The following is an 18,666-nucleotide window of genomic DNA, read 5'->3' on the forward strand; positions in this document are numbered from 1 at the left end:
GAACATTCTATGTCCACGACTACAGTCTAGGCATTCGGCTGTGATAATGTTTGCCCCCTGTTTGCGGCCCCTTTGCGCCGTTCGCATCCGCAACGCCGTTGCGCTGGTCGATACAAGAACACATCCCATGAACGCTGACATGTCCCCGCTCCATTTGATCCTGCAGGCCAGTGTGCTGGCGCAGATCGTGCTGTTGCTGCTCGTGGGTGCTTCGGTGTTTTCGTGGGCGGTGATCTTCTCCAAGCGCAGGTTGCTGGCCAAGGCCGTCAAAGAGGCCGATCAGTTCGAGGATCGTTTTTGGAGCGGCGGCAATCTCGCCGACCTATACGAACATCAACGCCGCGGCGAGAACCGCGGGCTTGCGGCGATCTTCATCGCCGGTTACGAGGAATACACCCGCCAGCAGACCGGTGGCCGTGGCGATCACGATGATGTCATCGCCGCAGTGCAGCGTCAGATGCGGGTTGCCCAGGTGCGCGAGGTCGAGCGGCTCGAAGGTGGCCTTGCCCTGCTGGCGACGATTGGATCGACGAGCCCTTATGTCGGTTTGTTCGGTACTGTCTGGGGTATCATGAATGCGTTCATCTCGATTGGCGCGATGAAGCAGGCGTCGCTGGCCACCGTCGCCCCCGGCATTGCCGAGGCCTTGATCGCGACCGCCATGGGCTTGTTCGCGGCGATTCCCGCGGTGATCGCGTACAACTACTTCACGCGCGCGGTCGAACGCATGGAAACGCGCTTCCATACCTTCGCCGAGGAGATGATCGGCATCATCGATCGCGGCTTGCGCCACGGCCAGAAGAGCTGAGGCGGTCGCATGGCCAAGCGCAAACTGTCCTCCGACATCAACGTCGTTCCCTATATCGACGTGATGTTGGTGTTGCTGATCATCTTCATGGTCACCGCACCGCTGCTCGTCCAGGGCATCGACGTCGAGTTGCCGGAGGCCGATGCCGCCTCGCTCAGCTCACAGGAGGACGAGGTCGTGCTGTCCGTGACCGCGCGGGGCGAGCTGATGCTCAATGTCGGCGACAAGCAGGGTGTGCCACTGAGCGACGAGGAAGTCGTCGAGCGTATCGGTGCGATCATCCGTGCCAGGCCCGACAAGCTGATTCTTGTCGAGGGTGATGCGCGCGTCCCTTACCAGCACGTCGCCCATGGCATGGCCCTGCTCCAGCAGGGTGGGGCTCGCAAGATCGGCTTCGTGACCCAGCCGCGCGAGCAAACATCCAGGCGCTGATGGTCGAGCGTCGTTATCTGTTTCTTGCAGCGGTTTTGCATCTGCTGCTGTTCGCGTTGCTGTTCGCCAGCGCGTTCTTCCACCGCAAACCGCCACCGCCGCAGGTGATTCAGGCGGTCATCGTCGGCGAAACCTATCAGCAGGCGCAGGCGCGCGAGCGCGAACTCGAGCGCCAGCGTCAGGAAGAAGAGGCCCGCCAGCGCGAACTCGAGCGGCAAAAGCTCGAAGAGCAGCGCAGGCAGGAGCAGCAGCGCAAGGCTGCCGAAGAGCAAATGCGCAAGCAAGCCGAGGAAGAAAAGCGCAAGCTGCAGGAAGAGCAGCGCCGCAAGCGTGAGGAGCTCGAGCTCAAGGCCGAGGCCGAGCGCCGGCGGCTCGAAGAAGAGCGCAGGAAAGCCGAAGAGGAAAAACGCCGCCAGGACGAGCTGCGGCGACAGCAGGAGGAAGCGCAGCGCCGGCTGATCGAAGAAGAACGTCAGCGCCAACTCGAAGAAGAACGCAAGGAGCTGGAGCGGATCCGGCAGCAGCGCGAAGCCGAGGAGCGCCGCCGGCGTGAAGAAATCGCACGTGCGCTGGCCGAGGAAGAGGCCGCGCGTGCAGCCGCGGAGCGCCGCGCGGCGCAGGCGCCGTGGGAGGCGGCTATCGTCGAAAAGATCCGTCGCAACTGGCAGCGTCCTCCCGGCTCGGCGGAGCGTTTCAATTGCCTCGTCCAGATCGAACAGATTCCGGGCGGTGAGGTCGTCAGCGCACGCATCGTGCGCAGTTGTGGATCGCCGGTCCTGGATCGCTCGGTCGAGAACGCGGTACTCAAAGCCAGCCCCTTGCCACCGCCGCCGCGTCCGGATCTGTTCGAGCGTTCGATCCGGGCGACGTTCTGTCCTTCACCGGATGCCTGCTGAAGGCGCGCGCGAACTCTCTATGCTGTCCCATTCAGCCTTCCTTCATGAATCCCGCGTAGAACTCCCAAGCTTATGAAATCGATCCGATACTGGACGGCGCTGCTGCTCCTGGCCGCTTTTCCGGCCGCACACGCAGAACTGGAAATCACCGTCACTGGCGGCGCCGAGGCGCCGTTGCCGATCGCCATCGTGCCTTTCTCACAGGTGCCCGATGTCCAGCTCGACATCGCGCAGGTGGTGGAGAACGACCTCGTACGCAGCGGGCGGTTCCGGGCGCTGCCGCGGCGCGACATGCTGCAAAGGCCTAATACGCCGGCACAGGTCGATGCCGCGACCTGGCGTGCGCAAGGCATCGACAACGTCGTGGTCGGGCAAGTGGCGCGCAGCGATACGGGATATTTCGCCCGTTTCTTTCTGATCGACAGCATCAGCGGCCAGCAGATCATGGGGTATGACGTGCCGGCGCGCAGCATCGACCAGATGCGCTATGTCGCCCACCAGATCGCCGATCTGATCTACGAGAAGCTGCTGGGTCAGCCGGGTTATTTCAACACCAAGATCGCCTATGTGTCGGCAACCGGATTGAGTCACCAGCGGACCTTCCAGCTGATTGTGGCCGATTCCGATGGCGAGAATCCGCGCGTGGTCGCCACTTCGCGCGAGCCACTGATGTCGCCGGCCTGGTCACCGGACCGCAAGCAGCTCGCTTACGTCGGCTACGAGCGCGGGCGTTCCGCGGTGTATCTGCATACGCTGGCGACCGGCGAGGTCAAACGCCTGGTGTCCGAACGCGGGATCAATGGCTCGCCGGTGTTTTCCCCGGATGGCCGCTATCTTGCGCTGACGCTGTCGTTCGAGAACAACCCAGATATCTACATCATCGACCTGCGCAGCGGCACGCGCCGGCGTCTGACTGACCATTACGGTATCGACACCGAGCCAGCCTGGTCGCCGGATGGCACCAAGATCGCCTTCACCTCGGATCGTGGCGGGCAGCCACAGATCTATGAAATCGGCATCGAGGGCGGTGACCCGCGCCGGCTGACTTTCCAGGGTCGCCAGAATCTGCGGCCGAGTTACTCGCCGGACGGTCGCTCGCTCGTGCTGGTGAATCTGGAGGGAGGGCGCTATCGTATCGGCCTGCTCGACCTGGCGACCGGAGACATGCGCTTGCTCAGCGACGGCCCTCTGGATGAAAGCCCGAGTTTTGCACCGGGCGGGGCCGTGGTCATTTATGCGACCCAAGGGGCGCGCGGTGCCGAGCTTGCAACCGTCTCCGTAGACGGCAGGGTGCGCCAGAGTCTGCGCCAGGCCAGCGGAGATGTCCGCGAGCCGGCGTGGTCTCCTTTGATCCGCTGATGAGTGTTGAGCTTCAACCTAAAAATGAAGGAGCCGATAATGAATGGTAAGTATTGGGTGCCTGCTGTCATTTCTGTCGCACTGATGCTCGGTGCCTGCGGGTCCACCAAGGAGCGGAATCCGGCCGGGGGCACGGTTCCCACCCAGACCAGTGAGCCTTATACCGACCGCATCGCACCTGCACCCGCGCCAGTCGATGGCAGTTATGACGCTGCTGCGGCGGCCGAGCGTGCGCTGAGCACGAACATCATTTATTTCGATTTCGATGACAGCACGATCAAGCCCGAGTATCAGGGTGTCATCGATGCGTTCGCGTCATATTTGAACGCCAATCCGACGGCGCGTGTACGTCTCGAAGGTCATGCCGACGAGCGCGGTACTCGTGAATACAACGTCGGTCTGGGTGAGCGCCGTGCCAATGCCGTGCAGTCGGCTTTGCTCGCCAAGGGTGTCAGCGCCCAGCAGATTTCGGTGATCAGTTATGGCGAAGAGCGCCCGGCCGATCCTGGCCACGACGAGGCTGCATGGGCCAAGAACCGCCGCGTGCAAATCATCCGTCAGTAACGGTTGGATCGGGAGGCAACGGCGATGCAATGGTGGCGCGTGACGGCGGTGGGCTGTGCGGGCGCAGTGCTCGCGGGTTGCGCAAGTAGTTTCGGTGGCCCGATTGCGGGTGGTTCCGACAACCTCTCGCCAACCGAGCGGCGCTTGCAGGCGGTCGAGTCGCGGGTTGCCGAACTCTCGCGCCGGCTCGATGCCGTCAATCTCACCGGCATGGATCAGGAGAACATCCGGTTGCGCGATGATCTGCGCCAGATCCGCGGTGAAATGGAGCGGCTGCGTTTCGACTTCGATCAGGCGCAGCGGCGCAGTCGCGAGCAGTATCTGGATCTCGACCGGCGTTTGCAGCGGCTCGAAAACCCAGGTGCGGCGACGGGGGCGGTCGTCGGCGCCCGAGTCGAGCCCAGCGGCACGATCACCACCACGACGCCTGCGCCGGGGACCGCTGCTCCGCTACCGCCGGCGGCCGATGGTGGGGCGCCGCCACCCGTCACCATCTCCTCTGGATCCGGCGCCTCGCCCGAGGAGGAGGGCGCTTATCTGACGGCTTTTGATGCGCTCAAGAATGGCAAGTACGACGAGGCCATTCGTGGTTTCCGTGCCTTGCTCGAGAAATGGCCCCAGGGGCGTTACGCCGACAATGCGCTTTATTGGAGCGGCGAGGCGTATTACGTCAAGCGCGATTACAAATCGGCGCTGTTGGCCTTTCAGGCCGTGCTACAGCGCTTCCCGAACAGCCCGAAGGCGCCGGATGCCATGCTCAAGACTGGTTTGGTGCAGCTGGATCTGAAGCAGGAAGCGGAAGGTCGGGCCACGCTCAAGCGCCTGGTCGAAACCTATCCGCAGTCCAACGCTGCCAAACTGGCCCAGCAGCGTCTGGGGGCCAATTGAAAACCTGGCGCGGCATTGATCACGTCTTCCGTTGCTGCGGTCGAGCCGCGCCTCAAAATCACCGAGATTTTTCGGTCGCTGCAGGGTGAGAGTTCCCTCGTCGGCTGGCCGACGGCATTCGTGCGGCTTACCGGCTGCCCGCTGCGCTGCCAATACTGCGATACCGCATATGCGTTCCACGGCGGGCAGTGGATGACCCTCGCGCAAGTGCGGGAGCGTGTCGCCAGTCTCGACGTCCGCCACGTTTGCGTTACGGGCGGCGAGCCGCTGGCCCAGAAAGCCTGTCTGGGCCTGCTCGCGATGCTCTGTGATGCCGGGTATCAGGTATCGCTCGAAACCAGCGGGGCGCTGGATATCAGCGCCGTCGATCCGCGGGTCGTGCGGGTGATGGATCTCAAGACCCCGGATTCCGGGGAATCGCAACGCAATCGCTGGGAGAATCTCGCCCATCTGAGCGCACGCGACGAAGTCAAGTTCGTCATTTGCAGCCGCGCCGATTACGAATGGGCACGTGATGTCGTTCGCACGCATGCACTGGATCGGCGCTGCACCGTGCTGTTTTCGCCGAGTGCGGGCCAACTGGAACCAGTGCAGCTCGCGGACTGGCTGCTGGCCGACCGCTTGCCCGTGCGTTTCCAGGTGCAATTGCACAAGCTGCTGTGGGGCAATACGCCCGGACGGTGAATGACCATGAGCACAACATCTGGCGACAAAGCCGTCGTGCTGCTCTCCGGCGGGCTGGATTCGGCGACGGTCCTGGCGATCGCGCGCGCGCAGGGATTCGAGGTTTTCGCGCTGAGCGTGGCGTATGGCCAGCGGCATGATGCCGAGCTTGCCGCAGCGGCGCGCATGGCTGCCGCGTTCGGTGTCCGCCGGCACCAGCGGGTGTCGGTGAATCTCGATGCCTTTGGAGGATCGGCGCTGACCGATCATGCGATAGCCGTGCCGGAGGCTCCGAGCGCCGGAATTCCGGTAACGTATGTTCCGGCGCGCAACACGCTGTTTTTGTCCCTGGCGCTCGGGTGGGCGGAGGTCATCGGAGCCCGCGACATTTTCATCGGTGTGAACGCAGTCGATTACTCCGGATACCCCGACTGCCGGCCTGCTTTCATCGAGGCGTTCGAGCGACTTGCCATGGTGGCAACCAAGGCAGGTGTCGAGGGGGCACGGCTGCGTATCCACGCGCCGCTGTTATACATGAGCAAGGCCGAGATCATTCGTGAGGGTGTGCGTCTGGGTGTGGATTACAGTCTCACCGTGTCCTGCTACCAGGCCGATGCCGACGGGCGCGCCTGCGGCCGCTGTGACGCCTGCCGTCTCAGGCGTGAGGGGTTTAAAGCCGCAGGTCTGGCTGATCCGACGCGCTATGTGATGACACGGTAGGCCATTGCCGGCGATTCCGGTATCATGCGCGCCCCTGTGCGTCTCATGGGTCGTTAGCTCAGTCGGTAGAGCAGCTGGCTTTTAACCAGTTGGTCGATGGTTCGAATCCATCACGACCCACCACACCGCTCGTGGTCTTGTCGCGCCGGGATGTCGGGGAGTAGCGCAGCCTGGTAGCGCACCTGCCTTGGGCGCAGGGGGTCGCAGGTTCAAATCCTGTCTCCCCGACCATTTCGGTATCACGGCGGACCGATTCGATCGACGGCGACGCGGATCCAGGGCCTTGCGCCATCGTGCATCACGTCGATCGGCACCCCGTAGACCTGGGTCAGTCGTGCAGCGGTGAGAATTTCGGCCGGTGCTCCTTGTGCGATCACCTCGCCGCAGCACAACAGCGTCGCAGTATCGGCATAGGCAAGCACCAGATTGGGATCGTGCAGCACGAGCAGCACGGCGACACCCTGCGCAGCGAATCGGCGCGCGAGGCGCAGGCAGTGGTGCTGGTAGGCCAGATCGAGGTTCGCAGTCGGCTCATCGAGCATCAGCGCGCGCGGCCCCAGTTCGACCGGTTCCCAAATCTGCGCGAGCACCCGTGCCAGATGCACGCGGGCGCGTTCACCGCCGGACAGCGTTGGGTAACGGCGCGTGCGCAGATGCGAAATGCCGCTGATTTTCATCGCTTCGGCGATGATCTCGGTTTCTCGTTCGATGCGGTGCCGTGGACAAGGCAGCCGTCCCAGGGCCACCACTTCTTCCACAGTGAAAGCGAATCCGAGTTGCTCGCGTTGGGGGAGCACTGCGCGCAGGCGTGCGAGCTGTTGCGGACTCCATGCCTGCAGCGGCCGGCCAGCGTACGTGATCGTTCCCGAATGCGGGGGGAGTTCGCCGGACAACAGGCGCAGGAGCGTTGTCTTGCCCGCGCCATTGGGGCCCAGCACGGCGTGGACGGTGCCCGGGCCGATGTCCACGGAAATTCCGCGCAGCAATGCACGGCCATCGACGACGTAGGACAGGTCGCGTGCCGTCAGCATCACGCCAGCTCCGGGCGATCGCGGTAGCGCAGTAGCAGGGCGAGGAAGAACGGGCCGCCGATCAAGGCCGTGAGGATGCCGATGGGCAGTTCCGCAGGCATGAACAGTGTGCGCGCGGCGGTGTCCGCGACCAGCAGGAGCAAGGCTCCGAGCAGCGCCGAGCCGGGAAGCACATACCGATGATCCGGTCCGGTCCACAGCCGTACGAGATGAGGCACGATCAGGCCGATGAACCCAATGATGCCGGCGAGGGCCACGCTGACGGCGACCGCAAGCACGATGAGCACGCTGACACGGCGTTTGAGCACCTCGACATCGATGCCCAGATGCAGCGCCTCGGCCTCGCCCAGCAACAGCGCATTGAGGGCACGCGCCTGGGCTGGCAATGCCATCAGCGGCAGCAGCAACAGTGGCAATGCCAGCGCGAGTTCGCCAAAGCCGGCGTGGCCGAGCGATCCGAACATCCATAAGGTCACTGTACGCAGCGCAAAGTCGTCGGCGAGATAAGCAAGAAAGCCGATGCCGGCACCGGCGATGGCGTTCAGTGCCAGGCCGGCGAGCAGCATCGTCGCAATGCGCGTGCGTCCATCGACGAGACTCAGCCGCAGGACGGCCGCCGCCGCGGCGGCACCGCCGATGAAGCTTGCAGCCGGCAGGGCGACTGCCGTGGGCAGCAGACGATCGACACCGAGCACCATCAGGACTGCGGCGGCGAACGCTGCGCCGGCCGATACCCCGATGAGCCCCGGATCGGCCAAGGGATTGCGCATCAAGCCTTGCATCGCAGCGCCCGCCAGTCCCAGCGCGGCGCCGACCAGCAAGGCCAGGCACACCCGGGGCAGGCGGATCTGGAGCACGGCCAGACGTTCGACATCGCTGGGGTCAGCGCCGGTGGGCAAACCCAGGATCGCGGGCAGATGCTCCGGTGCGATGGCCACCGGACCGATGACGAGCGCTGCCAGTGTGCAGGCGATCAACAGTGCCGCCAGCACGGCAGCCGCAAGGCGCACGCGCCCCCTGGCGATCAGACCACGACTCATGTGCCGATACGGATTTCAAAAGCCGGATGCGCAGCGTAGCGGATTGCGGTGTAACCGTACCGGCGCGCAAGCAGCGGCCAGCCGACTGCACGGCGCAGCCGGCTGGCCCAGGCTCATTTGTTCAGGATGAGCCGATCATTGCGGGTGCGCAGTAGACGATATTCCTCTCCGCGATGCTCGATGACGATCTCGCGGCTGCCGCGCAGCAGCTCGTCGCTGCGCACGCGCGGAATGGTGGTGGCAGGGCGGGGGGTGGTGGCCGGCTGTGGGGAAGACAAGCGCAGGACGGACATGACACGAACTCCGACGGGAAGGACTTGCAAATGATAATAATTCCCAAATGCAAGTCAATCGGGTGGTGCGCCCGGCGCGCTGCGACCAGTCGTCAGAACGCCACTGCTATACTGCACGGCTCACGCGAAAGTGGCGGAATTGGTAGACGCACTGGATTTAGGTTCCAGCGCCGCAAGGCGTGAGAGTTCGAGTCTCTCCTTTCGCACCAGCGTTTCAACAGCCTCATAACTTTTAAATCAGAGTCTTGGAAATGGAAGTGAATGTCGAGTCGCCGGGCGGACTGCGCCGGCAGATGCGGGTCCGTGTGCCTGCCGAGCAGGTCGCCAAGGCCGTCGACGAGCGCCTCAAGCGCTACGCGAGCCGCGCCAAACTGCCGGGTTTCCGTCCCGGCAAGGCGCCGCGCAAGATCGTCGAAGCACAGTTTGGCGAGTCGGCGCGCATCGATGCGATTTCCGACATCGTCCAGCAGACCTACCCGGAGGCCCTCAGCCGGGTCGGTATGCACCCGGCCGGCCAGCCCAAGATCGACATCACGGCGGAAAAACCTGGCGAGGCGCTGGAATACGTCGCGCATTTCGAGGTCTACCCGGAGATCCGCCTGCAGGCTTTCGATACGCTGAAGATCGAAAAGCCGCAGGTGGTGGTCACTGAGGCCGATGTCGATCGGCTCATCGACAATCTGCGCAAGGCGCGCCGCAGCTTCACCCAAGTGCAGCGTCCGGCAGCCGTCGGTGATCGTGTCAAAATCGATTTCGTCGGCCGGCTCGACGGCGAGCCTTTTCCCGGTGGCGAGGGTAAGGACGTCAGCTTCGAGATCGGTGCCAGCCAGTTCCTGCCGGATCTGGAAAACGGCATCGTGGGACATACCGCCGGCGAGCGCTTCGTCGTCGATGTGCGCTTCCCCGACGACTATCGTTCCGAGCAACTGCGCGGCAAGACGGCGCAGTTCGAGGTGACGCTCCAATCGGTGGAGGAGGGACATCTGCCGGAGATCGATGCCGAGTTCCTCAGGGCGCATCAGGTGGACGAGGCCGCGGGGGAGGCCGGACTCCGCGAAAAGTGCCGGGCCGCGCTCGAGAAGGAGCGTGACAAGGCAGTGCAGAACCGCATCAAGGCCCAGGTGCTCGAGCAACTGCTGGCGGCCCATCCGATCGAGGTTCCCGAGGCCCTGATCCAGCAGGAAATTCCGCGTCTGCGGCAGGAGGCCGCCGCGCGCATGAACATGGCGAACGCCGATGCCGCCAAGCTCAAAGAGCTGTTGCCTGACGCCGTGTTCGAGGCAACTGCGCGCCGCCGGGTCAGTCTCGGTCTTTTGATCGGTGAGGTGATCAAGACACAGTCGATCAAGCTCGATCCCGCGCGCCTGGCCAAGGCGCTCGATGACATCGCGATCGACTACGAACAGCCGGAACAGGTCAAGGCCTTCTACCGCTCGCGTCCGGATCTGATGCAAGGCTTGAGTGCGATGGTGCTGGAAGACCAGGTCGTCGATACGCTGGCGGCGGCGGCGACGGTCAGCGAGCGGTCGATGACCCTGGATGAACTGCTGAACCCCAAGCCCGCCGCACGGTCTTGAAGGACATCTGAGAGCGCACAAGAGCCTGCCGTCGTGCCGGCCCTGCGTCCATCCCACCGGTTTTGTCCATCTCCACACCCATCATGTCCGACATCCTCACCCGCGCCCAGCATCTCGTTCCGATGGTCATCGAGCAGACCGCCCGAGGGGAGCGGGCCTTCGACATCTATTCGCGGCTGCTCAAGGAACGCGTGATCTTCATCGTCGGCCCGATCGAGGATCACATGGCAAACCTGGTCGTCGCCCAGCTGTTGTTCCTCGAATCGGAGAATCCGGATAAGGACATCCATCTGTATATCAATTCGCCGGGCGGCGTGATCACTGCCGGATTGTCGATCTACGACACGATGCGTTTTATCAAGCCGGACGTCAGCACGATGTGCATCGGTCAGGCGGCGAGCATGGCGGCTTTCCTGCTCTGTGCCGGTGCCAAGGGCAAGCGCTACGCGCTGCCGAACGCGCGCGTGATGATCCACCAGCCTTCGGGCGGCGCACAGGGGCAGGCCAGCGATATCGAGATCCAGGCGCGCGAGATCCTCTACCTACGCGAGCGGCTCAATGCCTTGATGGCAGAGCATACCGGCCAGCCGCTCGAGCGGATCGCCCGCGATGTCGAGCGGGATTACTTCATGAGCGCCGAGCAGGCCAAGGCCTACGGGCTGATCGACCAGATTCTCGTCCAGCGGGGCGCTTCGGCCGCATGAATGGTGAGTTTTCGTTCAGGTTTTGCAGCAAAATGGCACTGTGCTATACAGGTGTCGCCGGATGCCGTCGTCCGGATGAGGACTGAAGGATGAGTAACGAGACACGGAGCGGATCGCACAACGGGCGCGTCCTTTACTGCTCATTTTGCGGTAAAAGCGAGCACGAGGTCCGCAAGCTGATCGCGGGCCCGTCGGTGTACATCTGCGACGAGTGCGTCGATTTGTGCAACGACATCATCCGCGAAGAGGTGCATGCCAAGCCGCAGGCCAAGGGCTTGCCCAAACCGCACGAGATTCGCGCGGTCCTCGACGAGTATGTGATCGGCCAGGATCAGGCCAAGAAGATCCTGTCCGTGGCCGTTTACAACCACTACAAGCGCTTGTCGCTCAAAGGTTCGGCAGACGGCGTGGAAATCGCCAAATCGAACATTCTCTTGATCGGGCCGACCGGCTCCGGCAAGACGCTGCTCGCCGAGACCCTGGCGCGGCTGCTCGACGTGCCGTTTGCGATTGCCGACGCAACCACGCTCACCGAGGCCGGCTATGTCGGCGAGGATGTCGAGAACATCATCGCGCGCCTGTTACAGAAGTGCGATTACGACATCGAAAAGGCCCAACGCGGTATCGTCTATATCGACGAGATCGACAAGATCTCGCGCAAGTCGGAGAATCCGTCGATCACCCGCGATGTATCGGGCGAGGGTGTCCAGCAGGCCTTGTTGAAACTCATCGAGGGGACCATCGCCAGCGTGCCGCCCCAGGGCGGGCGCAAGCATCCGCAGCAGGAGTTCCTCCAGGTCAACACGGCCGGCATCCTGTTCATCTGCGGCGGTGCATTCGCTGGCCTCGAAAAAGTCATCCAGGCGCGGACCGAGCGCACCGGTATCGGTTTTTCGGCCGAGGTCAAATCCGACAAGGATGGCAAGCGCGCGAGCGAGCTGTTGGCGCGTGTCGAACCCGATGATCTGATCCGTTTCGGCATGATTCCGGAATTCATCGGCCGTCTGCCGGTGATCGCCGTGCTCGAGGAGCTCGACGAGGCTGCCTTGATGGCGATCCTCAAGGAGCCGAAAAACGCGCTGGTCAAGCAGTATGCGAAACTGTTCAGCATGGAGGGCGTGCAGCTCGAGTTCCGCGAGGAGGCTTTGCGCGCGATCGCCGCGCGGGCCAAAGAGCGCAAGACCGGTGCGCGGGGTCTGCGCACGATCATGGAAAACATCCTGCTCGATGTCATGTACGACCTGCCCTCGATGCAGAACGTCAGCAAGGTTGTGATCGACGATGCCGTGGTGCGCGGCGAGGCCAAACCGTTCATCGTCTATGAGAACGCTGAGGCCAAGCACGGCCACAAGAGCACGGCGGCCTGAAGGCTTCGTCTGCTCTGTCTTGCCCAAGCCCCGCACCGCGGGGCTTTTTAATGGCCGATGCTTTTTAGCGCTGCCAGTGCAGCGAGAGGCCACAAAACACGTTGAATCCAGGGCCGGGTTCGTAGTAGCGGCGGTTTGCGTCGTTGACGATGACAGAGCCGGCGTAGGCAGCATCGAAAAGATTGTTGGCTTGCACGAACAGGCGCAGGCGGGTGCCGGGCCCTGGAAAGACATAGCCCGCACCGACATGGACCAGTGCGTATGAAGGCGCGGCTTCGTCGTTGACGTCGTTGACGTACACCTTACTCAAGTACTGCGCCTCGACTTGCGCATGCCAGCCCGTTTGCGCACCCCAGCGTAGCAGTAAGTCGGTTTTCGATTCCGGGACGCCGGGCAGCCGATTGCCTGCGGCAACCTCTATCGACGGCATCGCGCAGGGTGTCGATGTGCAGGTCAGATAGCCCTCGCGCACCACCGCTCTTAGCCAGGTGTGACTGAGCTCCAACTGACCGACCTGGCTCACCGGCAGGACCAGATGCGCTTCGGCGCCCAGGCGCTGGGTGCGACCGGCGTTACAAAACGCGGACCGTCCGCCGCTGTTCGCGCAGATCGCGACTTCATCACGCGTATCGGCGTGGAACAAGGCCAGTTGTGCCTGTGCCGACGTTGCCAGGCGCAGCTTTGCGCCGACTTCGGCATGACGCGAGCGGGCAGCGTTCAGGGCCAGATTCGGCCCTGGTTCGCCGTCAGGCCGGTAGGCGAGTTCAGCGAGTGTTGGCGTTTCGAACCCGATGCCGTAGCTGGTGTGAATGCGCAGGTCGTCGTTGACCTTGAGCAGCACACCGGCGGCCGCCGTCGATGCAAAGTAGTCGCGCGCGCCGCTGTCGTCGCCGTTATCGTCGGTGACGTAATGATCATCGAAGTCCAAGCGCACACGGCTGTGACGTAGCCCGGCCATCAGCGATGCACGCTCACTGAACTGCCAGTCGGCCTGGGCATAAGGGTCGAGGCTATAGACGGTATTGGTCTCATCACGACGCAAAACACCTTGGACGCCGGTGCGGTCTCCGTCGAAATTCTCGTAGCCGCGGCGGGCTTGCGTGAGCGTCTCATAAGCCAGGCCGGCGACGAACGAATACGGTCGCGCGGACAGCGTGCCGTGGAAGCCCCAGCGCAGGTCGGCACCCGCGAAGCGGTTGTCGAGATCGATGACACCGCCGGGGTGTTTGGGATTGGCCTGCGGCGCAACCGGGATGGCAAGAAACTGGCGCACCTGCCGGGCTCCCGCATAGGCGAGCGCGCGCACGGTATGGTGGTCACGACCCTGCCATTCGTAGATCAATCCCCCCTGGGTTTGATCGACGCTCTTGCGGGTATCGAACTGCCGCGCGGCAGTCGTGGCCTGACGCGGATTTTCATCGAACTGCGCGCGGGTCAGGCCGAGCGGGTCCTCGGCGTGCGGCATCGCGAAGTGGTTGACGATGAGACTGAAGCGGTGGTCGGGACTGCTCGCCCAGACCAGCTTGGCATTGAGCAGGTCGCGCCTGGCCCGACTGTGGCTGCGAAAGCCCTCGGTGGCGAGATGGGTGTAGTTGAATACGTATCCCGCCGGCCCCAGCGTGCCGCGTGCGCCAGCGCTGGCCCGATACGTTTCGAAGCTTCCTGCGGCGAGGCTTGTCAGGATTTCACTGCCCTGCGGTGGAGGATCGGCCGTGAACATCTGGATCACGCCGCCCGAGGAATTGCCGTAGAGCGTTGAAAAAGGCCCGCGTAGCACTTCGACACGATCGGCGGACGCGAGGTCAAAGTGTGCGATCTGACCCTGACCATCGGGTTGAGATGCGGGGATCCCGTCCAGATACAAGCGGATGCCACGGATTCCGAAAGTCGAACGGGCACCAAAGCCGCGGATCGCGATCTGGGTGTCCTGCGCGTAATTCTGACGGTCCCTTGCCACCAGGCCCGGCACCTGGTCCAGGATCTCGCTCAGCTGGGCGGTCAATGTGCCCTCGCTCAGCGCGGGTTGCGCGGTGACGAGACTGATCGATGCAGGGATTTCGAAGCTGGACACCGGCAGGCGTGTCGCCGTGACGGTGATCGGCTCGAGGGGCGTGGGCTGGAGGTTCTGGGCGAATGCCGCGGTTACGAGCGCAAGCGATGCGGATGCGCCCAGCATCAAGGCTACGGTGATCGGGTGCCGTCGTGGGTCTGCGCGCATACGATTTCGGCAGTCAGGTCGTCTGGATGCGCACCCACTCTAGCAGCGAGCAATCGTTGGGCAGACCTCCGAATGGGTGGGATCGCATCAAACAGGCCGCCTGCGGGGCAGCGTGCATGGCGGCAGATGTCTGTCGGCTTGGGACTCAGAACCCTGAGGCAGGCATCTCAGTGTGCTGCGTGCAGCGCGTCGTAGAGCGCGATGTATTCCTGCGTCACCCGGTGGCTGCGGTCGAGGTAAATCAACGGGCGCGATAGCTCGTGCGATTCCTTGACCTTGATCGAGCTGGACAGCAGTGTATCGAGCACCGGCCGGCCTTCCGCCTTGAGTTCCTCGATGATGCGCGCCGGCAGTTTCGAACGCGCCTGGAACTGATTGACGACGATGCCTTCGATGACGAGCCCATCGTTGTGATCGGCGCGGATCTCGGTGATGTTGTCGAGCAGCGTGTACAAAGCCTGGCGGGCGAATTCGTCGCAGTCGAATGGGATCAGCACGCGTTCGCAGGCGATCAGGGCCGCGCGCGAGTAGAAGTTCAGCGCTGGCGGTGTATCGATGAACACGGCGTCATAGCCGCGCAGCTTGCGCAGCGCATCGCGCAGCTTGTAAATCTTCTGCTTGGCTTCGAGTTTGACCGCGAGTTCATCCAGATGTGGATCGGCAGCGACGATGTCGAGATTCTCGAAGGGTGTGTTCGTCGCGTAGGTAATAAACGGTGCCGGATTGAGCGAGAAGCTCAGCGTCGACTCGAAGAAATCCGCGATCGTGCGATCCGGTTTGACTGGCGCCGAGCCCATCAGGTACTGCGTGGCGTTGCCTTGCGTATCGAGATCGACGACCAAGGTGCGCAGACCGCGGGAGGCCGCGATGGCAGCGAGATTGCAGACGATCGTGGTCTTGCCGACCCCGCCTTTCTGGTTGAAGACGACTCGGGTGGTCATGATGTCATCGAAGGATGGCGGCACGAAGCGCGCAGCAAGTGTACGGGATTTCGGATGACCGATGTCGGTTACAGCAAGGTTTAAGGCCGCGCTCCTTGCACGATGCAGTCCGATGCATCGAGACCCATGTGGATCAGCAGGCCAGCTCCGGCCACGCGGGTTTGTCGCCCCAGCAGCATCAGCCCATAAGCGGCAATCGCCGGTGCGCGGTGCAGCGGATGAAAGCCGATGCTGCAGCGGTGTGGATCGTAAACCGGATCGGCGAGGAGATGGTCCAGATCCACGGCCATCGTCGCCAGCATGATCAGCCAGGCGCGGCGCCAGTGTGTGCCCAGCCACAGTCTCGCGACAAGGCCCGGCACGAGGACATGCAGAATCAGATGCAGCGCGGCGGCGATCGGCATCTTCAAAGGAAAGGCCCGCGGTCGCGGGCCTTTCTGGTGGCGGGTCAGGCTTGGGCCATCTGCCGCAGCATGTACTGGAGCACACCACCGTGCTCGTAGTACTCCCATTCCTTGGGTGTATTGATGCGCACCTTGGCCTTGAAGCGGACGACCTGGCCATCGGCTTTGCGGGCGTTGACGGTGACTTCCGTTGTGCCGCGCACGAGGCCTTCGATGTCGAACACTTCGGTGCCGTCAAGACCCAGCGATTGGGCGTTTTGGCCATCGACGAAGTTGAGCGGCAGCACGCCCATGCCGACGAGATTCGAGCGGTGGATGCGCTCGAAACTCTCGGTGATGACGGCTTTGACGCCGAGCAGCAGCGTGCCTTTGGCCGCCCAGTCGCGCGACGAGCCGGTGCCGTACTCCTTGCCGGCAAGGACGATCAGCGGCGTGTTATCGGCTTTGTACTTTATCGCGACGTCGTAGATCGGCTCGACCGGACCCGGCGTGCCGTCCTTGCCGATGTAGCGGGAGACGCCACCTTCGACGCCCGGCGTCATCGCATTCTTGATGCGCGTGTTGGCGAACGTGCCGCGCATCATCACTTCGTGATTGCCGCGGCGGGATCCGTAGGAATTGAAATCGGCCTTGCTGACGCCACGCTCCAGCAGATATTTGCCGGCGGGGCTGTCCTTCTTGATGTCGCCGGCGGGCGAGATGTGGTCGGTGGTGATCGAGTCGCCGAGCACGGCAAGGCAGCGGGCGCCCTTGATCGGCTGTACGCCGGGCGGCGTCATCGTCATGCCGACGAAGTAAGGCGGGTTCTGGATGTAGGTCGATTTCGGATCCCATTGATAGGTCTCCGAGGGCGTGACCTGGATCGACTGCCAGCGGGCATCGCCCTTGAGGACGTCGGCGTAGCTCTTGGTAAAGAGCTCGCTGGTGACGGACTTGGCCACCACATCCTGGATTTCCTGATTCGACGGCCAGATGTCCTTGAGGAAGACATCCTGCCCGTCTTTACCCTTGCCGATGGGTTCGGAGGTTAGATCGATGTCGGTCGTTCCGGCGATCGCAAACGCAACGACCAGCGGTGGGGAGGCGAGGTAGTTCATGCGCACGTCCTGGTGGACGCGACCCTCGAAGTTGCGGTTGCCCGAGAGCACGGCCGATACCGACAGCGTGTGATCGTTGATCGCTTTGCCGATCGGCTCATCGAGAGGTCCGGAATTGCCGATGCAGGTCGTGCAGCCATAGGCGGAGACATAAAAGCCCAGCGCTTCGAGATGCTCGAGCAGACCCGCCTTCTTCAGATATTCGGTCACGGCGAGCGAGCCCGGAGCGAGCGAAGTCTTCACCCAGGGCTGGGTCTTGAGCCCCAGCGCGCGTGCCTTCTTGGCCAGCAGACCGGCGCCGATCAGCACACTCGGGTTCGAGGTGTTGGTGCACGAGGTAATCGCCGCGATGACGACGGCGCCATCTTTGAGCGGGAACGTCTCACCCTTGTGCTGGACGGTGGCGGGCCCTTTGGACGGACGCATCTTCTGCTCGGCCTCGAAGGCTTTGCGGAAGTTGCTCTTGAGGTCCTTGAGCAGCACGCGGTCCTGCGGGCGTTTGGGTCCGGCCAGCGAGGGCTGGATGCTGGACAGATCCAGATGCAGCACGTCGGTGTACTCGGCTTCCGGCGCGTCCGGTGTCCACCACATCCCCTGGGCCTGAGCGTAGGCTTTGACCTTGGCCACGTGTTCTTCGCTGCGGCCGGTCAGACGCAGGTAGTTGAGAGTTTCCTCGTCGATCGGGAAGATGCCGCAGGTGGCGCCGTATTCGGGCGCCATGTTGGCGATGGTATTGCGGTCGGAGGCAGACAGGTTGCCGACACCGGGGCCAAAGAACTCGACGAATTTTTCCACCACGCCGCGCTTGCGCAGCATCTCGGTCACGGTGAGCACGAGATCGGTGGCGGTTGCACCCTCGGCGAGCTTGCCGGTCAGGCGCACGCCGATGACTTCCGGCATCAGCATCGACGAGGGTTGGCCGAGCATCGCCGCCTCGGCCTCGATGCCACCCACGCCCCAGCCGAGCACGCCGATGCCGTTGACCATCGTCGTATGGCTGTCGGTACCGAAGCAGGAATCCGGATAAAGCAGGCCGTCTTTCTCGAACACCACGCGGGCGAGGTATTCGATGTTGACCTGGTGGACGATGCCGGTGTCCGGCGGCACTGCCTTGAAGTTCTTCAGCGCCTGCTGACCCCAGCGCAGGAAGGTGTAGCGCTCCTTGTTGCGTTCAAACTCGATCTTGGCATTGAGATCGAGGGCGTCTTTGGAGCCGTAGTGGTCGATCATCACCGAGTGATCGATGACCAGCTCCACCGGGCACAACGGATTGACCTTCTTCGTATCGCCTCCCAGCGTCTTCATCGCGTCGCGCATCGCCGCGAGATCGACCACGCAGGGCACGCCGGTGAAGTCCTGCAGGATCACGCGCGCCGGCGTGAAGTCGATGTCCTTGGCGGGCAGGTTTTTCAAGTCCGCGCCCGCGAGCGCAGCAATCGTGTCTTTCGTGATGTTGACGCCATCCTCGTGGCGCAGGAGGTTTTCGAGCAGGATCTTGTAGGAATAGGGCAGGCGCGAGACTTTGTACGGCCCCTCCAGCTTGGTCAGGTCATAGTAGGTATAGGTCTTGGAACCGACTTTGAGCGTGGACTTGGCGTTAAAGCTGTCCGTCATGGCTAGGAACTCCGCAGTGTTGGGGCCCGTAAGTGGCTTGAAGGTCAGCG

Annotated in this window: 18 protein-coding genes and 3 tRNA genes; 14 read left to right on the forward strand and 7 right to left on the reverse strand. The window is 63.2% G+C overall.

All coding sequences use genetic code 11. The features are described 5' to 3' along the window. Window positions 1-127: 127 nt before the first annotated feature. The 10 genes from tolQ to BMZ48_RS02410 all read left to right on the forward strand — a co-directional run bounded on the left by tolQ (window position 128) and on the right by BMZ48_RS02410 (window position 6,561). The gene (tolQ, locus tag BMZ48_RS02365; RefSeq protein ID WP_091531230.1) at window positions 128-808 is read left to right on the forward strand and encodes a protein TolQ; all 681 of its coding nucleotides are present in this window, start codon (window positions 128-130) and stop codon (window positions 806-808) included. Between the two features lie 9 nt (window positions 809-817). Beyond that, window positions 818-1,240 (forward strand): protein TolR, encoded by a 423-nt coding sequence (tolR, locus tag BMZ48_RS02370; RefSeq protein WP_091531233.1) that lies wholly within the window; start codon window positions 818-820, stop codon window positions 1,238-1,240. Beyond that, a complete protein-coding gene (gene tolA / locus BMZ48_RS02375) occupies window positions 1,240-2,136 on the forward strand; it encodes a cell envelope integrity protein TolA (RefSeq protein WP_091531234.1) in 897 nt (298 codons plus the stop codon). Before tolR ends, tolA begins: the two co-directional genes overlap by 1 nt. A gap of 72 nt (window positions 2,137-2,208) precedes the next feature. Further along, window positions 2,209-3,495, forward strand: coding sequence for a Tol-Pal system beta propeller repeat protein TolB (tolB, locus tag BMZ48_RS02380; protein WP_091531239.1), 1,287 nt, complete (start codon window positions 2,209-2,211; stop codon window positions 3,493-3,495). A 39-nt stretch (window positions 3,496-3,534) separates the two neighbouring features. Next, window positions 3,535-4,059 (forward strand): peptidoglycan-associated lipoprotein Pal, encoded by a 525-nt coding sequence (pal, locus tag BMZ48_RS02385; RefSeq protein ID WP_234981483.1) that lies wholly within the window; start codon window positions 3,535-3,537, stop codon window positions 4,057-4,059. Window positions 4,060-4,083: 24 nt separating this feature from the next. Further along, a complete protein-coding gene (gene ybgF, locus BMZ48_RS02390) occupies window positions 4,084-4,947 on the forward strand; it encodes a tol-pal system protein YbgF (protein ID WP_091531247.1) in 864 nt (287 codons plus the stop codon). A gap of 15 nt (window positions 4,948-4,962) precedes the next feature. Then, the gene (gene queE / locus BMZ48_RS02395; RefSeq protein WP_091531250.1) at window positions 4,963-5,631 is read left to right on the forward strand and encodes a 7-carboxy-7-deazaguanine synthase QueE; all 669 of its coding nucleotides are present in this window, start codon (window positions 4,963-4,965) and stop codon (window positions 5,629-5,631) included. Further along, entirely contained in the window at window positions 5,632-6,330 is a 699-nt protein-coding gene (gene queC, locus BMZ48_RS02400; RefSeq protein ID WP_091531251.1) for a 7-cyano-7-deazaguanine synthase QueC, read from the forward strand. Window positions 6,331-6,377: 47 nt separating this feature from the next. Then, a tRNA-Lys gene (locus BMZ48_RS02405) sits at window positions 6,378-6,453 on the forward strand. A gap of 31 nt (window positions 6,454-6,484) precedes the next feature. Continuing rightward, window positions 6,485-6,561 (forward strand) — tRNA-Pro (locus BMZ48_RS02410). Between the two features lie 8 nt (window positions 6,562-6,569). Here BMZ48_RS02410 and BMZ48_RS02415 read toward each other — a convergent pair. From BMZ48_RS02415 to hemP, 3 genes are all read right to left on the reverse strand, one after another. Next, window positions 6,570-7,361: a heme ABC transporter ATP-binding protein gene (locus BMZ48_RS02415; RefSeq protein ID WP_091531253.1), complete on the reverse strand. Its 792-nt coding sequence runs from the start codon at window positions 7,359-7,361 to the stop codon at window positions 6,570-6,572. Further along, window positions 7,361-8,401 carry a FecCD family ABC transporter permease gene (locus BMZ48_RS02420; protein ID WP_091531256.1) on the reverse strand — a complete coding sequence of 347 codons (1,041 nt, stop codon included), beginning with the start codon at window positions 8,399-8,401 and terminating at the stop codon, window positions 7,361-7,363. Before BMZ48_RS02420 ends, BMZ48_RS02415 begins: the two co-directional genes overlap by 1 nt. 113 nt (window positions 8,402-8,514) lie before the next feature. Continuing rightward, window positions 8,515-8,694, reverse strand: a complete 180-nt coding sequence (gene hemP, locus BMZ48_RS02425) for a hemin uptake protein HemP (RefSeq protein ID WP_091531260.1) — start codon at window positions 8,692-8,694, stop codon at window positions 8,515-8,517. A 124-nt stretch (window positions 8,695-8,818) separates the two neighbouring features. Between hemP and BMZ48_RS02430 the strand changes: the two genes are divergently transcribed. The 4 genes from BMZ48_RS02430 (at window position 8,819) to clpX (ending at window position 12,342) form a co-directional block, all read left to right on the forward strand. Continuing rightward, a tRNA-Leu gene (locus BMZ48_RS02430) sits at window positions 8,819-8,903 on the forward strand. Window positions 8,904-8,945: 42 nt separating this feature from the next. Next, the gene (gene tig / locus BMZ48_RS02435) at window positions 8,946-10,271 is read left to right on the forward strand and encodes a trigger factor (protein ID WP_091531263.1); all 1,326 of its coding nucleotides are present in this window, start codon (window positions 8,946-8,948) and stop codon (window positions 10,269-10,271) included. A gap of 83 nt (window positions 10,272-10,354) precedes the next feature. Further along, window positions 10,355-10,975 (forward strand): ATP-dependent Clp endopeptidase proteolytic subunit ClpP, encoded by a 621-nt coding sequence (clpP, locus tag BMZ48_RS02440; protein ID WP_091531267.1) that lies wholly within the window; start codon window positions 10,355-10,357, stop codon window positions 10,973-10,975. A gap of 89 nt (window positions 10,976-11,064) precedes the next feature. Further along, window positions 11,065-12,342 carry an ATP-dependent Clp protease ATP-binding subunit ClpX gene (clpX, locus tag BMZ48_RS02445; RefSeq protein WP_091531271.1) on the forward strand — a complete coding sequence of 426 codons (1,278 nt, stop codon included), beginning with the start codon at window positions 11,065-11,067 and terminating at the stop codon, window positions 12,340-12,342. A gap of 64 nt (window positions 12,343-12,406) precedes the next feature. Here clpX and BMZ48_RS02450 read toward each other — a convergent pair whose 3' ends face one another. From BMZ48_RS02450 to acnA, 4 genes are all read right to left on the reverse strand, one after another. Continuing rightward, window positions 12,407-14,560, reverse strand: coding sequence for a TonB-dependent receptor (locus tag BMZ48_RS02450; RefSeq protein WP_091531274.1), 2,154 nt, complete (start codon window positions 14,558-14,560; stop codon window positions 12,407-12,409). A gap of 167 nt (window positions 14,561-14,727) precedes the next feature. Beyond that, window positions 14,728-15,501 carry a ParA family protein gene (locus tag BMZ48_RS02455; RefSeq protein ID WP_091531892.1) on the reverse strand — a complete coding sequence of 258 codons (774 nt, stop codon included), beginning with the start codon at window positions 15,499-15,501 and terminating at the stop codon, window positions 14,728-14,730. Between the two features lie 80 nt (window positions 15,502-15,581). Beyond that, window positions 15,582-15,905: a DUF6122 family protein gene (locus BMZ48_RS02460; RefSeq protein WP_091531277.1), complete on the reverse strand. Its 324-nt coding sequence runs from the start codon at window positions 15,903-15,905 to the stop codon at window positions 15,582-15,584. A gap of 44 nt (window positions 15,906-15,949) precedes the next feature. Then, complete coding sequence (gene acnA, locus BMZ48_RS02465) at window positions 15,950-18,616, reverse strand: aconitate hydratase AcnA (protein ID WP_091531281.1); 2,667 nt, start codon at window positions 18,614-18,616, stop codon at window positions 15,950-15,952. Window positions 18,617-18,666 lie beyond the last annotated feature (50 nt).

The sequence above is a fragment of the Fontimonas thermophila genome, from assembly GCF_900113085.1.
In the GTDB taxonomy this organism is placed as follows: domain Bacteria; phylum Pseudomonadota; class Gammaproteobacteria; order Nevskiales; family Nevskiaceae; genus Solimonas; species Solimonas thermophila.

Coding starts and splice junctions, on each gene's coding strand:
- queC (WP_091531251.1), top strand. CDS start 5,632: ATGACCATGAGCACAACATCTGGCGACAAAGCCGTCGTGCTGCTCTCC.
- BMZ48_RS02460 (WP_091531277.1), bottom strand. CDS start 15,905: ATGCCGATCGCCGCCGCGCTGCATCTGATTCTGCATGTCCTCGTGCCG.
- ybgF (WP_091531247.1), top strand. CDS start 4,084: ATGCAATGGTGGCGCGTGACGGCGGTGGGCTGTGCGGGCGCAGTGCTC.
- BMZ48_RS02415 (WP_091531253.1), bottom strand. CDS start 7,361: ATGCTGACGGCACGCGACCTGTCCTACGTCGTCGATGGCCGTGCATTG.
- tig (WP_091531263.1), top strand. CDS start 8,946: ATGGAAGTGAATGTCGAGTCGCCGGGCGGACTGCGCCGGCAGATGCGG.
- BMZ48_RS02455 (WP_091531892.1), bottom strand. CDS start 15,501: ATGACCACCCGAGTCGTCTTCAACCAGAAAGGCGGGGTCGGCAAGACC.
- tolR (WP_091531233.1), top strand. CDS start 818: ATGGCCAAGCGCAAACTGTCCTCCGACATCAACGTCGTTCCCTATATC.
- tolQ (WP_091531230.1), top strand. CDS start 128: ATGAACGCTGACATGTCCCCGCTCCATTTGATCCTGCAGGCCAGTGTG.
- pal (WP_234981483.1), top strand. CDS start 3,535: ATGAATGGTAAGTATTGGGTGCCTGCTGTCATTTCTGTCGCACTGATG.
- BMZ48_RS02450 (WP_091531274.1), bottom strand. CDS start 14,560: ATGCGCGCAGACCCACGACGGCACCCGATCACCGTAGCCTTGATGCTG.
- acnA (WP_091531281.1), bottom strand. CDS start 18,616: ATGACGGACAGCTTTAACGCCAAGTCCACGCTCAAAGTCGGTTCCAAG.
- clpX (WP_091531271.1), top strand. CDS start 11,065: ATGAGTAACGAGACACGGAGCGGATCGCACAACGGGCGCGTCCTTTAC.
- tolB (WP_091531239.1), top strand. CDS start 2,209: ATGAAATCGATCCGATACTGGACGGCGCTGCTGCTCCTGGCCGCTTTT.
- clpP (WP_091531267.1), top strand. CDS start 10,355: ATGTCCGACATCCTCACCCGCGCCCAGCATCTCGTTCCGATGGTCATC.
- hemP (WP_091531260.1), bottom strand. CDS start 8,694: ATGTCCGTCCTGCGCTTGTCTTCCCCACAGCCGGCCACCACCCCCCGC.
- BMZ48_RS02420 (WP_091531256.1), bottom strand. CDS start 8,401: ATGAGTCGTGGTCTGATCGCCAGGGGGCGCGTGCGCCTTGCGGCTGCC.
- tolA (WP_091531234.1), top strand. CDS start 1,240: ATGGTCGAGCGTCGTTATCTGTTTCTTGCAGCGGTTTTGCATCTGCTG.